General features: G+C 71.4%; 12 protein-coding genes. 7 read left to right on the top strand and 5 right to left on the bottom strand.

Annotated features, from left to right (window positions below):
* The first annotated feature begins 207 nt into the window (after positions 1–207).
* From OG452_RS20410 to OG452_RS20400, 3 genes are all read left to right on the top strand, one after another.
* Positions 208–3,168 (top strand): AfsR/SARP family transcriptional regulator, encoded by a 2,961-nt coding sequence (locus OG452_RS20410; protein ID WP_327297020.1) that lies wholly within the window; start codon positions 208–210, stop codon positions 3,166–3,168.
* 240 nt (positions 3,169–3,408) lie between these two features.
* Positions 3,409–3,564: a hypothetical protein gene (locus OG452_RS20405; RefSeq protein ID WP_327297019.1), complete on the top strand. Its 156-nt coding sequence runs from the start codon at positions 3,409–3,411 to the stop codon at positions 3,562–3,564.
* A gap of 129 nt (positions 3,565–3,693) precedes the next feature.
* Positions 3,694–3,870 carry a hypothetical protein gene (locus OG452_RS20400; protein WP_327297018.1) on the top strand — a complete coding sequence of 59 codons (177 nt, stop codon included), beginning with the start codon at positions 3,694–3,696 and terminating at the stop codon, positions 3,868–3,870.
* Positions 3,871–3,944: 74 nt separating this feature from the next.
* Here OG452_RS20400 and OG452_RS20395 read toward each other — a convergent pair whose 3' ends face one another.
* The 3 genes from OG452_RS20395 to OG452_RS20385 all read right to left on the bottom strand — a co-directional run bounded on the left by OG452_RS20395 (position 3,945) and on the right by OG452_RS20385 (position 6,260).
* Positions 3,945–4,340, bottom strand: coding sequence for a hypothetical protein (locus OG452_RS20395; protein WP_327297017.1), 396 nt, complete (start codon positions 4,338–4,340; stop codon positions 3,945–3,947).
* Positions 4,340–4,615 carry a hypothetical protein gene (locus OG452_RS20390; RefSeq protein WP_327297016.1) on the bottom strand — a complete coding sequence of 92 codons (276 nt, stop codon included), beginning with the start codon at positions 4,613–4,615 and terminating at the stop codon, positions 4,340–4,342. Before OG452_RS20390 ends, OG452_RS20395 begins: the two co-directional genes overlap by 1 nt.
* A gap of 61 nt (positions 4,616–4,676) precedes the next feature.
* On the bottom strand, positions 4,677–6,260 hold the full coding sequence (locus OG452_RS20385) for a FadD3 family acyl-CoA ligase (RefSeq protein ID WP_327297015.1): 1,584 nt from the start codon (positions 6,258–6,260) through the stop codon (positions 4,677–4,679).
* An 84-nt stretch (positions 6,261–6,344) separates the two neighbouring features.
* On the opposite strand from OG452_RS20385, the gene OG452_RS20380 reads away from it, so the two are divergent.
* From OG452_RS20380 to OG452_RS20370, 3 genes are read left to right on the top strand one after another with little or no spacing between them, the layout of a single operon-like run.
* On the top strand, positions 6,345–7,520 hold the full coding sequence (locus OG452_RS20380) for a lipid-transfer protein (RefSeq protein ID WP_327297014.1): 1,176 nt from the start codon (positions 6,345–6,347) through the stop codon (positions 7,518–7,520).
* A 6-nt stretch (positions 7,521–7,526) separates the two neighbouring features.
* A complete protein-coding gene (locus OG452_RS20375) occupies positions 7,527–7,952 on the top strand; it encodes a Zn-ribbon domain-containing OB-fold protein (RefSeq protein ID WP_327297013.1) in 426 nt (141 codons plus the stop codon).
* Positions 7,949–8,725, top strand: a complete 777-nt coding sequence (locus OG452_RS20370) for an enoyl-CoA hydratase/isomerase family protein (protein WP_327297012.1) — start codon at positions 7,949–7,951, stop codon at positions 8,723–8,725. The genes OG452_RS20375 and OG452_RS20370 overlap by 4 nt, the downstream gene beginning before the upstream one ends.
* 30 nt (positions 8,726–8,755) lie before the next feature.
* Here the strand turns inward: OG452_RS20370 and OG452_RS20365 are convergent, their stop codons facing one another.
* A complete protein-coding gene (locus OG452_RS20365; protein WP_327297011.1) occupies positions 8,756–9,259 on the bottom strand; it encodes a hypothetical protein in 504 nt (167 codons plus the stop codon).
* 110 nt (positions 9,260–9,369) lie between these two features.
* Between OG452_RS20365 and OG452_RS20360 the strand changes: the two genes are divergently transcribed.
* A complete protein-coding gene (locus OG452_RS20360; protein WP_327297010.1) occupies positions 9,370–10,086 on the top strand; it encodes a hypothetical protein in 717 nt (238 codons plus the stop codon).
* Positions 10,087–10,140: 54 nt separating this feature from the next.
* Here OG452_RS20360 and OG452_RS20355 read toward each other — a convergent pair whose 3' ends face one another.
* Positions 10,141–12,543, bottom strand: coding sequence for a serine/threonine-protein kinase (locus OG452_RS20355; RefSeq protein ID WP_327297009.1), 2,403 nt, complete (start codon positions 12,541–12,543; stop codon positions 10,141–10,143).
* Positions 12,544–12,963: the final 420 nt, after the last annotated feature.

Below are 12,963 nucleotides of genomic sequence, written 5' to 3'. Positions count from 1 at the left end.
GCCGAAAGATGCGGCAATGATCCGGCGCGCCGGTTGGCGGAGAGCTTGTGGAGAGGCACCCCCAGAGCTGACGTACTCGCCATGAACAAGGCAAACTGGCCTGTGCGATACGAGCGGACGGGTGCGGACGGGGACTCACTGGTGCGGACAGGTGCGGACCGGACAACCACCCGAAGCAGCAGGCACGGGCAGGAGGCAGGGGCAGCTATGGACCGTGACAGCGGGCCGCGCGTACCGGGGCAGCGGACTCCGCAGCAGAACCGGGGCGGCAGGCTCACGTTCAGCGTGCTCGGGCCGGTGCGCGCCTGGCGTGACGGCGAGGCGCTGCCGTCCGGATCGCCGCAGCAGCGCGCGCTGCTGGCCGCGCTGCTGACCCGCGACGGCCGGACGGCCACCGCGGGGGAGCTGATCGACGCGATCTGGGGCGACGACCCGCCCTCCCAGGCACTGGCCGCGGTCCGGACGTACGCCTCCAGGCTGCGCAAGGTCCTGGACCCGGGGGTCCTGGTCAGCGAGTCGGGCGGGTACGCGATCCGGATACGGGCCGAGGCCGTCGACCTCCACCGCGCGCAGCAGCTGGCCGCGAACGCCGAGAAGGCCGCCGGCAAGGGCGACCGCACCACGGCGCGCGCCCTGATCGACGAGGCGCTGGAGCTGTGGGACGGCGAGCCCCTGGCGAACGTCCCGGGGCCGTACGCCGAGACCCAGCGGGCCGCCCTTGAGGAGTGGCGACTGCAACTGACCGAATCCCGGCTCGACATGGACCTGGAGGTCGGCTGCCACGCGGAGGCGGTCTCCGAGCTGACCTCGCTGACCGCCGCCCATCCGCTGCGGGAGCGGCTGCGCGAGCTGCTGATGCTGGCGCTGTACCGCAGCGGGCGGCAGGCCGAGGCGCTGGCCGTGTACGCCGACACGCGCAAGCTGCTCGCCGACGAGCTGGGGGTGGACCCCCGGCCCGAACTGGCCAGGCTCCAGCAGCGGATCCTCCAGGCGGACGCGGAACTGGCCCGGCCGGCCGAGGAGTCGGCTCCCCTCTCGCCCACCGCTGTACGTCCGGCGCAACTGCCCGCCACCGTGCCTGACTTCACCGGGCGGGCCGCCTTCGTACGGGAGCTGAGCGACCGACTGGGAACCGCCGAGGGCTCGGTGATGGCCGTGTCGGCGCTGGCCGGCATCGGCGGGGTGGGCAAGACGACGCTCGCCGTGCATGTGGCGCACGCGGCCCGGCCGCACTTTCCCGACGGGCAGCTGTATGTCGACCTGCAGGGCGCCGGATCGCGGGCCGCGGAACCCGAGGCGGTGCTCGGCGCGTTCCTGCGGGCGCTCGGTACGGCCGACTCGGCCATCCCCGACTCGCTCGACGAGCGCGCCGCGCTCTACCGGACCGCGCTCGACGGTCGCCGGGTCCTGGTGCTGCTCGACAACGCGCGCGACGCCGCGCAGATCCGCCCGCTGCTGCCCGGCACGGCCGGGTCGGCGGCCCTGGTCACCAGCCGCGCCCGGATGGTCGATCTGGCGGGCGCGCATCTGGTGGACCTGGATGTGATGTCGCCCGAGGAGGCGCTCCAGCTCTTCACGAAGATCGTCGGGGAGGAGCGGGTCGGCAGCGAACGCCAGGCGTCCCTTGACGTGGTGGCGGCCTGCGGCTTCCTGCCGCTGGCGATCCGCATCGCGGCCTCGCGCCTCGCTGCCCGCCGCACCTGGACGGTCTCGGTGCTGGCCGCGAAGCTCGCCGACGAGCGCCGCCGCCTGGACGAGCTGCAGGCGGGCGATCTGGCGGTGAAGGCCACGTTCGAGCTGGGGTACGGACAGCTGGAGCCGCAGCAGGCAAGGGCGTTCCGGCTGCTGGGCCTGGCGGAGGGCCCGGACCTCTCACTGGCCGCGGCCGCCGCCGTACTGAACGTGCCGGCCCGGGAGGCGGAGGACCTGCTGGAGTCGCTGGTCGACACCTCGCTCCTGGAATCGGCCGCGCCCGGCAGATACCGCTACCACGACCTGGTCAGGCTCTACGCGCGTTCCTGCGCCGAGCGCGACGAACAGCCGCCGGTGGAACGGGAGCTGGCGCTGTCGCGGCTGCTCGACTTCTATCTGGCGACGGCGGCCCGGGTGTACGCGATCGAGCGCCCGGGTGACCGGCTGGTCGACCACCTGGAGCCGACGAGGTACGAGGGCCTGGCCTTCACGGACCGGCACGACGCCCAGGACTGGCTGTACGCGGAGGCGATGTCCCTGCTGGCGTGCGTCCGCCAGTCGGCCGGCGCGCCCGGCACACTGCGGCGGTCGGTCGACCTGCTGTGGGCCGCGCTGGATCTGGCGGAGTCGGGGGCGAACTCGAAGGAGTACAGCTACGCGGCCGGCCTCCTGCGGGACGCCGCGCGCACCGCACGCGACGAGCACGCCGAGGGGCGGGCGGCCATCACGCTGACCTATGTGCACCATGTGGCCGGCCGGTTCGACCAGGCCGGACAGGACGCCGAGGAGGCGGACCGGATCGCGGTACGGACCGGGGACCGGCTGTCGGCGTGCTGGGCGGCCAATCTCCGCGGCATTCTGGAGTTCTACCAGGGCCACTTCGACGTCGGGACGGCGCAGACGCATCTCAGCCGGGCCGTCGAGGGGTTCCGGGAGTGCGAGGACATGGCGGGTGAGGCGAGCGCGCTGTGCAACCTCTCGCGGCTCCACCTCGTCACCGGGGACGTCGACAAGGCGGTGGCTCTCTCCCGGCAGGGCACGGAGATGTACGACCGCATGGGCCATGCCCTCAAGGGCGCCAACGGCCGCTACGCACTGGGGCTCGCGCTGACCAAGAGCGGTGAACTCACCGCCGCAGCCGACCGGCTGCGGGAGGCCCTGGAGGTCTTCCGCGACAGCCGGCAGCGGCTCTGGGAGGGCATGGCCCTCTTCCGGCTGGCCGAGGTCGACATCGCCGCTGACCGCTGCGCCCAGGCGGCGGCCGGGGCAGAGATGGCGCTGACCGTCCTGCGCGGCATCGGCGGCGAGTGGCGGCGCGGCAACGTCCTCACCGTGCTGGGCCGCGCCCTGAACGGCATAGGGCAGTCGGGCCGCGCCCGGGTCTGCTGGCTGGAGGCCCTGGCCATCTACGAGGAGCTCAAGTCACCCGAGGCGGACGAGGTGCGCGAGCTGCTGGCACCGCTGGCGGCGGCCTGAAACCGCGCATCGGATGGCCGGTCCACGCCCCGCAGCGGGCGTTCATCGTTTGTTTATCGCGACCCGACATTCTCATTCCACGACGAGCCGCCGCATCGGGGGGCAGGCGGTCGTCAGGAGGGGCCCCGCACCGGCGAACTAAGGTGAGCGGCCTGCGGAACGTCCGTCCGGCAGCGCTCGGGGGAGCAGCCGGACGGGCTTCAGCACCACAGACCTTCACGAACAGGGGAGTTGACCACCATGGCCACAGAGCCGCAGAACGACACCACCGTTGACCCGGACAACGCTCACGTCACGGACAAGCCGACCGCGGTAAAGCCCGCCAACGCGCACGTCACGGACAAGCCGACCGCGGTGAGCCCCGACAACGCACACGTCACCGACAAGCCCGCGTGATCTGAGACCTTCACGACGGGGCACGGGGGAATCGGGGGAACAGTGGCCGTGGTGGCCCGGAGGGGGAGCCACCACGGCCGCTGCCGTATGTCCGCACCCACCCGACCCTCCCGTAACGAGAGAGCTGCCATGACACTGACGAAGAAGCTGTTCGCCACCGCCGCCTTGGTGATCGCCACAGCGGCGGTGTCCGCGACACCGGCCCTGGCCAACGGCCATGTGACGAGCCCCGGCCCGTCTCACGCCCAGGTCCAGCCCACCACCGCGGGCCCGGCCAACGGCCACATCACCTCGGCCCCGCTGTAGCCACAAGCGGCCCGGGGAAAACCCCGGGCCGTCGGCTACGGGGGTCGGCAGCACCGCTGCCGACCCCACAGGCATCAGACGGACCGCACCAGGACCCGTGGGCCACAGAGCTTCTTCATGTCGTCCTCGTCCGAGGTGAACAGCAGAACGCCTCCGGCCTGGCGTTTCGCGATAACCGCCAGTGCCGCGTCCGTGGCGTACTTGTGACCGTGCAGCCCGGTCACTCCGAGCAGTTTGATCGCTTCCTCGGCCACATCCCGCGTGACCGGCTCCACGACCACCTGCGACCTCGCCCAGCCCCAGGCCGCACGCCCTACTTGGCCGTGGTATGCCTCAATCAGCGTCATCGAACTGGTCACCACGCGCATCCCCGACCGCTGCGCATCCTTGACCCGGGCCGCCATCGCCCGGTCTCCCAGCGCTGTCCGCGAAAGACCCTCGCAGTCCAGCACATAGCACCTGACGTCCATCAAGCAGCGTCCTGCTGACCAGCAACGTTGGCCGACTGGGCGGCGAAGTACCGCTCCGCCTCATGCCGCTCGGCCTCAGCAGCCGCCAGCTCCTCCTCAGTGACCGGACCATGCTCCTTCTCCAGCCACGCCACCAACTCACCCAGCCGGTCCCGCTCCCGCTGGCGTTCTATGGCTGCTGTGACATACGCGCTGAAGCTGCCGGGGCCGACCTCGCTACGGATCTCCTCGGCCAGTTCCTCCGGGAGTGTCACGGTGTACTTCTTGGTTGCCATACTGGCAATCATACCAACTGTGACTGAGCTCACACCCCGGGCGCGTGTCACTGCCCGTACGTCACCTACGCCCCCGCAGCTCCCCCTTCACCACCTTCCCGCTCGCGTTCCGCGGGAGTTCCGTCACGAACTCGACCTCGCGCGGGACCTTGTAGTTCGCCATCTCGCGGCGGGACCAAGCGATCAGATCGTCCGCCGTCAGCGTCGCGTCGGGGCGCCGGACCACGTACGCCTTGCCGACCTCGCCCAGCCGGCCGTCCGGGATGCCGACGACCGCCACGTCCGCTATGTCCGGGTGCAGACCGAGCAGTTGCTCTATCTCCGCCGGGTACGCGTTGAAGCCGCCCACGATGAACATGTCCTTGATCCGGTCGGTGATCCGCAGATTGCCCGCCGCGTCCAGGACGCCCACGTCCCCGGTGCGCAGCCAGCCGTCCGGCGTGAACGCCTCCGCCGTCGCCTCCGGGGCCTCGAAGTACTCCCGCATGACGTTGAAGCCGCGCACCAGCACCTCCCCCGGCTCACCGGGTGGCGCCGACACCCGTACCTCGGTGTCCGGGATCGCGCGGCCCGAGGTTGTGGCCACCACCTCGGCGCTGTCGCCCCCGCGGCACATCGTGACGATGCCGCTCGCCTCGGAGAGGCCGTACGCCGTGATCACCGTCGCGATGCGCAGCTCCGAGCGCAGCCGCTCGACCAGCTGGAGCGGGACGGCCGCGGCGCCCGTCACCACAAGCCGCAGCGCGCTCAGGTCGAACTGGTCGCGGGCCGGGTGGTCGAGCAGGGACTGGTGGAGGGTGGGCGGCCCGGGCAGTACCGAGATGCGTTCGGCGGTGACGTTGGCGAGCACGGTGTCCACGTTGAAGACCGGCTGCGGCACCATCGTCGCGCCCCGCATCAGACAGGCGATGATGCCCGCCTTGTAGCCGAAGGTGTGGAAGAACGGGTTCACGATGAGGTAGCGGTCGCCCTCGCGCAGCCCGGCCAGCTCGCACCAGATGCCGTAGCAGCGCAGGGTCTGCGCATGGGTGATGACGGCGCCCTTGGGGCGGCCCGTGGTGCCCGAGGTGAAGATGATGTCCGAGAGCGCCGATGAGTCGACCGCGTCCGCGCGGGCCCGTACCGCGGCGCCGGAGACGTGCTCGCCGCCCGCCAGGAAGTCCTTCCAGGTGCGGAAGGACTCCGGGGCGTCGTCCGACAGGACCACGACCTGCTCCAGCTGCGGCAGCGCGGGAAGCGGACCCGGACCGCTCCCGGTGCCCGCCGCGCGCCGCAGCGACGCCACGTACGAGGCGCCGAGGAAGGTGCCGGTCACGAAGAGCAGCTTGGCGCCGCTGCGCTCCAGTACGTACGCCGCCTCCGCGCCCTTGAAGCGGGTGTTCAGCGGGACCAGGACCGCGCCCGCCGTCACAGCGCCCAGTGCGGAGACGATCCAGTCGACGGTGTTGGGCGCCCAGACCGCGACCCGGTCACCGGCGTTCACCCCCGAGGCGATGCACGCGGCGGCCGCCCGCTCGACCCGCTCACCCAACTCCCGGTAGGAGATCCGGGTACGGCCGTCGACGACGGCCTCCCGCTCGCCGTACCGTTCGGCAGCGGACCGCACCAGCGCCGGAATACTGCCCCACTCCACGTCCCCGCGCATCGTCTGCCTCCCGCGACCAGTAGCCGACCGTCCGTAGCTGACTAACCGTCAGATTAGCGGTAGCCTTCCCCGCTGTCAGCAGTCATGACGTCCCCGGAGGTGGCGATGGCAGTGGCGACGCTCAAAGACGCAACGGCGATAGTCGGGATAGGCCAGACCACGTTCGCCAAGCAACTCCCCGAATCCGAGAAGGCGCTGGCCTGTCGCGCGATCCTCGCCGCTCTGGACGACGCCGGGATCGCACCGTCCGAGGTGGACGCGTTCTCCTCGTACACGATGGAGGACACCGACGAGGTCGACGTCGCCAAGGCCGTCGGGGCCGGAGACGTGACCTTCTTCTCGAAGGTCGGCTATGGAGGCGGCGGCTCCTGCGCGACCGTCGCGCACCTCGCGGCGGCCGTCGCGACCGGACAGGCCAACGTCGGCGTCGCCTGGCGCGCCCGCAAACGCGGCAGCGGCCCGCGCCCCTGGAAGAACACGGCTATCCAACTGCCCGCCCCCGCCCAGTGGACCCGCCCCTTCGGCCTGCTGCGGCCCGCCGACGAGATCGGCATCCTGACCCGGCGGTACATGCACGAGTACGGCGCCACCCGCGACCACCTCTTCAACGTCGCGCTCGCCTGCCGCAACCGCGCCAACCAGAACCCGGCCGCGATCATGTACGACCGCCCGCTGACCCGCGACATGTATATGACCTCGCGGTGGATCAGCGAACCGCTCTGCCTCTTCGACAACTGCCTGGAGACGGACGGCGCGCTGGCCTGCGTCATCGTCTCCGCCGACCGCGCCCGCGACTGCCGGCGCAAGCCCGTGTACGTGCACTCGGCAGCCCAGGGCCTGCCCGCCCAGCACCACGGCATGGTCAACTACTGGAACGACGAACCACTGACCGGGCCCTCCTGGACCGCGGCCCGGCATCTCTGGAAGCACTCCGACTTCGGCCCCGACGACGTCGACGTGGCGCAGATCTACGACGCCTTCACCCCGCTCGTCCCGCTCTCCCTTGAGGGGTACGGCTTCTGTGGACGCGGCGAGGGCGCCGGGTTCACCGAGGGCGGCGCGCTGGAGATCGGCGGCAGGCTGCCGCTCAACACGGGCGGCGGCGGGCTCAGCGAGGCGTACGTGCACGGCTTCAACCTCATCACCGAAGGCGTCAAACAGCTGCGCGGCACCTCCACCGCCCAGGTGCCGGACGCCAGTACCTGCCTGGTCACGGCGGGCGAGTGCGTCCCCACATCCGCGATCCTGCTGAGGAGTTGAGTCCCGATGCTCCAGCCGGTCACCGACGAGGACGGCGCACCCTTCTGGGAGTACGCCGCCCGGCACGAACTGCGCGTCCAGTCCTGCGCGGAGTGCGCCACGCTGCGCTTTCCGCCCCGGCCCTGCTGCCCGCAGTGCCAGTCCTTCGACAGCGAGTGGCAGCTGATGTCCGGGCGCGGGCGCATCTGGTCGTACGTCTTCCCGCACCCGCCGCTGCTGCCCGACTACGCGGCGCAGGCCCCCTACAACACGGTCGTGGTGGAGCTGGCCGACGCCCCGCACATCCGGCTCGTCGGTAACGTGGTCGCCGCGCCGGACGCACCACTGAACTCGGTGGCCCCCGAGCGGCTGCGTATCGGCGCCCGGGTGCAGGTCGCTTTCACCGAGGCCGACGGGATGACCCTGCCGCGCTGGCTGCTGGAGCGGCCATGAGCCTGCGCGTCGAGAGGAACCAGCAGACGGGCGTCGCGGTCGTCACGCTCGACCGGCCGGACCGGCTGAACGCCGTCGACCTGGAGACGGCGGGTGAACTGTCCGCCCTGTGGAGGGATTTCCGCTTCGATACCTCGGTACGGGCGGTCGTCGTCACCGGCGCCGGGACCCGGGCCTTCTGCACCGGAATCGACCGCTCGGCCGAGGTGCCGCAGCCGGCGTCCCCGTACTCCGTCGACGACCCGCTGATCGCGATCGGCCCGAAGGCCAACGACCTCTGGAAACCGGTGATCGCGGCGGTGCGCGGGATGGCGTGCGGCGGCGCGTTCTACCTGCTGGGTGAGGCGGAGTTCGTGATCGCGGCCGATGACGCCACCTTCTTCGACCCGCACACGTCGTACGGCATGGTCAGCGCCTACGAGACCATCTACCTCGCGCAGCGGATGCCGTTCGGCGAGGTCGCGCGGATGGCGCTGATGGGGACGGCCGAGCGGATCTCGGCGCAGCGGGCGTACGAGACCGGGTTCGTCAGCGAGGTGACGCCGCCCGGCGACGAGCTGGCCGCCGCGGTCGGCTGTGCCGAGACCATCGCCTCGTATCCGACGGACGCGGTGCAGGGGACGGTACGGGCGGTGTGGGCCGCGAAGGAGGGGGCCCGCGTGCAGGCTCTGGCGCAGGCCCCCCATCTGGTGGCGCTCGGCAACCTGCCGCCGGACCGGCAGTCGGCGCTGTTCGGCGCAAGGAAGGGCGGTGGTGGGTTCCGGGTGCGGTAGCGGGTGGCGGTAGCTGGTGCGGGCTGCCCGTCAGTACTGGGAGAGCACCGAGTCGACTCGGCACGTCGTGACCGAGTCCTCCGACGAGACCGACATCGGCACCCTCACCGTCGCGCTGGAGTTTCCGTACAACTCCACGACGGCCGCCCCCGTGTCGACGATGGTGCCGCCCTCGCCCAGGAAGCTCATGTGGACGCGGTAGCTGTGCCGCCCGCTCGCCGCCCTGGCCGACACCCGTACGGTCGCAACCGGATTGCCTTTCTTCGCGCAGGTCACCACGGTGCCGGTGGCGGAGGGCGCGGGCGCGGCCGTGCCGCTGCTCGAACCGCTCGTGGAGCCGGTCGTCGAACCATTGGTGCGGTCGTTGTAGTAGTGGTGGTGGCTCGTGGTGGAGCTGCTGTGGCTCTTGCTGCTAGAACAGCCGCCACCGCTGGAACTGTGGCTGTGGCTGTGGCTGCTGTGCCGCGAGAAGCCCGTCAGCGCGAGGACCACTCCCACCAGGACGGCACTGAACCTCAAACGTCGCATGATCATGTCATCTCCCCCATTCGGCCGACACCGTAACAGGAGGCGCCGCGCTGTGGTGGCAGGCGTCGCGCCCCCGGCGTAGCGTCGAAATCGAGATCCGGTGGAGGAGACCGAAGATGATCCGCACTGTCCTTGGCTCCCTCGTCGCTCTCGTCGGAGCGGCGGCCGCCGTATACAGCCCCTTCCGTAACTGGTACGACGGCCGCCACGGCAGCGAGTACCGCATCCAGGACCTGTTCAACGGCATCACGGCGACCAAGCCCGGCGACGCGGGCGGTTCCGTCCTGATCCCGCTCGCCTTCGCGGCGCTGATCACCGTGATCGGTATTCTGCTGCGCTCACGCCTGCTGGTGACGCTGGCGGGCCTGGTCACCATCGGCTTCACCGTGCTGTGGATGGTCCGCGTCGGCATCGCGCAGCACAGCCTGGTGCTCAGCTCCAACGGCAGCGGGCTGGGGCTCGGTGTCGGGTACGCGCTGATCGGCGGGGTGCTGATGCTCCTGGGGGCGGGGCTGATGCGGGGGCGGCGGGTACGGGCGGTTGCGCCTGCGCCTCAGCCCGAGCCGGTGCCCGGGCCTGGGCCTGGGCCCGAGGCGTGGGGTACGGGGGCTTATCCGGCCGCGTCGGCGTACGAGCCGACTGAGGTGGACCGGCCGATGGGGCAGCAGGTGGGCCGGCCGGTGGGGCAGCCGATCGACCAGCCGTACGAGCCGGGGGCCGAGCACGACACGTTGTCCTTCAGCTCGGCTGACCTGCCTGCGGACCTTACGGCTCCTGAGGAGCCGGGGGAGCGGGATAGTGGGGCCACGAGGGCTCGGCCGTCCGGGGAGTGACCCCCTTCGGACCCCCGGTCCTCCAGCTACCGCTGGGAGGGCCCCCAGGAGGACTTAATTCCGGCCTGTGCCCGTCCCCTTGATCGCGTCCAGGGCGTACACGCAACGGTCCTTGCTGCACGCGTAGACGACTCCCGCGCGGACCACCGGGGATCCGGTGATCTCGCCGCCCGTGGCCAGCTTCCAGCGGAGCTGGCCGCCGACCGCGTCCAGTGTGTAGAGGCAGTGGTCCGCCGAGCCGAAATGGATTCTGCCGTCCGCCACCACCGGCGCTCCGACCACCTCGCCGCCCGCGGCGAAGCGCCACTTGGGGGTGCCCGTCACCGCGTCCAGCGTGTAGAGCGCGCTCCCACTGCCCACATGGATGTTGCCCTGTGCGACGAGGAGCGGGTGGAGTGACTGCCGGGACTCGGTGGCGATGCGCCAGCGGTCCTTACCGGTCGCGGAGTCGATGGCGTACACCGTGCCGAGGTAGTCGGCGAGGTACACGCCTCCCCCGGCCACCGCGGGCCCGGGCGCGAAGGCCGGGGCCGACAGGAAGACCGCGGGGGCCTCGAAGTGCCAGCGGACCAGGCCGGACGAGCGGTCGACCGACAGGACCCGGGTCCCGGCCGCGATGTACACGCAGCCGTCTTCGGCCGACGTCACCCGGATGGGTACTCCCCCGCACGCGGCCGCGTCGCCCACCGGGTACGACCAGCGCTCAACTCCGGTACGGGGATCGAGCGCGAAGAGGCGGCCGTCCTTCCAGACGTACACCGTGTCCCCGTGGATCGCGGGCCCGGACTCCGGCGTCTCGAAATCCGTCTGGGCGCCTCTCAGCTCCCACAGCTTCTCACCGTTGGACGCCTCCCACGCCTGGACGCCGCCGCCCCGGGTGCCGGTGACGACCGTGCCGCGCTCGGCCTGGAGCGAGTACACCCACGCATCCGTGGACAGCCGCCACCGGTCGGTGCCGTCGGTGCCGTCCAGCGCGTACAGCGTCGGCCCGTCGGACGCGTGGATCCGGCCGCCCGAGACGGCCATCGCCCACGCCACGTCCTTGGTCTTGAACTGGCGCCGCCCGCTGCCCACATCGAGGGCGTGCACCTCGAACGAGGTGACGTACAGCAGATCGCCGTCGACGGCCGGGGTCCCCCAGACGTCGTTCGACATACGGAAACGCCACGGGCGCCAGCGGACGCCCTCATCGGGGGCCCGGGGCGGGGGCGGTGCGGCCGTCGGGGGCGCCGCCTCCGCCGCTTGCCGGCCTCCCGGGGCACGCACCCAGCCTGTCGCGGGCCCGGCGGACGCGACGGCGTGCGCGCGGGCCTCCGCCACTCGCGGCCCGGGACCGATCGGCACCTGTGAGCCGGGCAGCCGCACGGCCCCGTCCCGCCACCCGGACTGCGGCTGGGGCTGGGGATGCGGCTGAGCCCGGCTCTGCTGCGCGGGGGCCTGCTGCGCCTGCTGGTGGCCGGGCTGCGGCTGGGCCCGGGGCTGCTGGGGCGGCGGCTGCGGCGGTTCGTACGCCGGTCTCGGCGGCGGCGAGGGGTGCGCGGGCCTCGGCACCGCGGGCGGACGGCCGCCGCGCCGGGTCTCGATCATCGCGGTGGCCCTGGCCGGCAGCCAGGCGGAAGCGGTGCCGCTGTCGTCGCCGCCCGACGCGAAGAGATGCGGCGCCAGCTGCGCCTGGAGGTCCTCCGGACTGGGCCGCTGGGTGAACTCCTGCTGCATACACGCGTCGATCAGCGGCCGCAGTTCATCGGGCAGCCCCGTCAGGTTGGGGCCCTCGCGCAGCAGCATGAACACCGTCTCGACCGGGTTCGCCCCGTGGAACGGCGGATGGCCGGTGGCCGCGAACACCAGCGTCGATCCGAGCGAGAACACATCGCTCGCGCCCTTCACGTTGCGCGAGTCCTTGGCCTGTTCGGGTGACATGTATGCGGGGGTGCCCACGGCGACGTTCGTCATGGTCAGCCGGGTGTTGGAGACGCCGGACGCGATACCGAAGTCGATGACGCGCGGCCCGTCCTCCACCACCAGCACATTGGACGGCTTGAGGTCCCGGTGGACCAGTCCGGCGCCGTGGATCGACTGCAGGGCCTCGGCGATCCCGGCGGCCAGCCAGCGCACCGCCTGGGCCGGCATCGGCCCGCACTCATTCACTATTTCTTCGAGAGACGGCGCGGGTACGTACGCGGTGGCCAGCCACGGCACGGCGGCACGGGCGTCGGCATCGACCACGGCGGCCGTGTAGAAACCGCTGACGGCCCGGGCGGCCTCCACCTCGCGGGAGAAGCGGACACGGAACAGCTGGTCCTCGGCGAGTTCGGTCCGTACGGTCTTGATCGCCACGCGCCGGCCCGAGGCCGAGCGCGCCAGATAGACAAGCCCCATACCGCCGGCCCCGAGCCGCCCGAGCACCTCGAACGGGCCGATCCGCCTCGGATCGTGCTGCGTCAGCTGCTCCACCACGCGCCTGCCACCTCCCCGTACGGGCCCCGGGGAAGGGGGTCCGCGAAATACAGCTGAGTTCAGGGTCTCACCACTGGGCACCACCCGGCGGTGCGCACCCTGATTGTTCCTGGCTGACGTGCTCGTTGCGAACCCGGGGGCGGATCGGGGTGTCTCACCGCGATCCGGACATGACACCCACACGGGATCTGATAGGGCGCCCGGACAGGGCTGGTATATGGCACGCAGAGGGCTGGACATGGCGCCGCACGGACTGAATATGGCGGCGCACCGGGCTGAATGTGGTGCCCGTCACGGCCAGAAGTTGTTTGGATGAGTTGTCCACGGAAGTTATCCACAGCCTGTTGATAACAATATCAATCCTTCCCCAGCCCCTGCCGCTGCCGACGGGCCCTCCATTACCAGCCCGAACCCCATTTG

Source organism: Streptomyces sp. NBC_01197, from assembly GCF_036010505.1.
GTDB lineage: Bacteria > Actinomycetota > Actinomycetes > Streptomycetales > Streptomycetaceae > Streptomyces.
This window is presented reverse-complemented; position numbering and strand designations above follow the sequence as displayed.

What these genes read in the sequence shown, in the direction of transcription:
- OG452_RS20395 (WP_327297017.1), bottom strand. Translation starts at nt 4,340, where the DNA reads ATGGACGTCAGGTGCTATGTGCTGGACTGCGAGGGTCTTTCGCGGACA.
- OG452_RS20400 (WP_327297018.1), top strand. Translation starts at nt 3,694, where the DNA reads ATGACACTGACGAAGAAGCTGTTCGCCACCGCCGCCTTGGTGATCGCC.
- OG452_RS20360 (WP_327297010.1), top strand. Translation starts at nt 9,370, where the DNA reads ATGATCCGCACTGTCCTTGGCTCCCTCGTCGCTCTCGTCGGAGCGGCG.
- OG452_RS20410 (WP_327297020.1), top strand. Translation starts at nt 208, where the DNA reads ATGGACCGTGACAGCGGGCCGCGCGTACCGGGGCAGCGGACTCCGCAG.
- OG452_RS20365 (WP_327297011.1), bottom strand. Translation starts at nt 9,259, where the DNA reads ATGATCATGCGACGTTTGAGGTTCAGTGCCGTCCTGGTGGGAGTGGTC.
- OG452_RS20370 (WP_327297012.1), top strand. Translation starts at nt 7,949, where the DNA reads ATGAGCCTGCGCGTCGAGAGGAACCAGCAGACGGGCGTCGCGGTCGTC.
- OG452_RS20380 (WP_327297014.1), top strand. Translation starts at nt 6,345, where the DNA reads ATGACGTCCCCGGAGGTGGCGATGGCAGTGGCGACGCTCAAAGACGCA.
- OG452_RS20375 (WP_327297013.1), top strand. Translation starts at nt 7,527, where the DNA reads ATGCTCCAGCCGGTCACCGACGAGGACGGCGCACCCTTCTGGGAGTAC.
- OG452_RS20405 (WP_327297019.1), top strand. Translation starts at nt 3,409, where the DNA reads ATGGCCACAGAGCCGCAGAACGACACCACCGTTGACCCGGACAACGCT.
- OG452_RS20385 (WP_327297015.1), bottom strand. Translation starts at nt 6,260, where the DNA reads ATGCGCGGGGACGTGGAGTGGGGCAGTATTCCGGCGCTGGTGCGGTCC.
- OG452_RS20390 (WP_327297016.1), bottom strand. Translation starts at nt 4,615, where the DNA reads ATGGCAACCAAGAAGTACACCGTGACACTCCCGGAGGAACTGGCCGAG.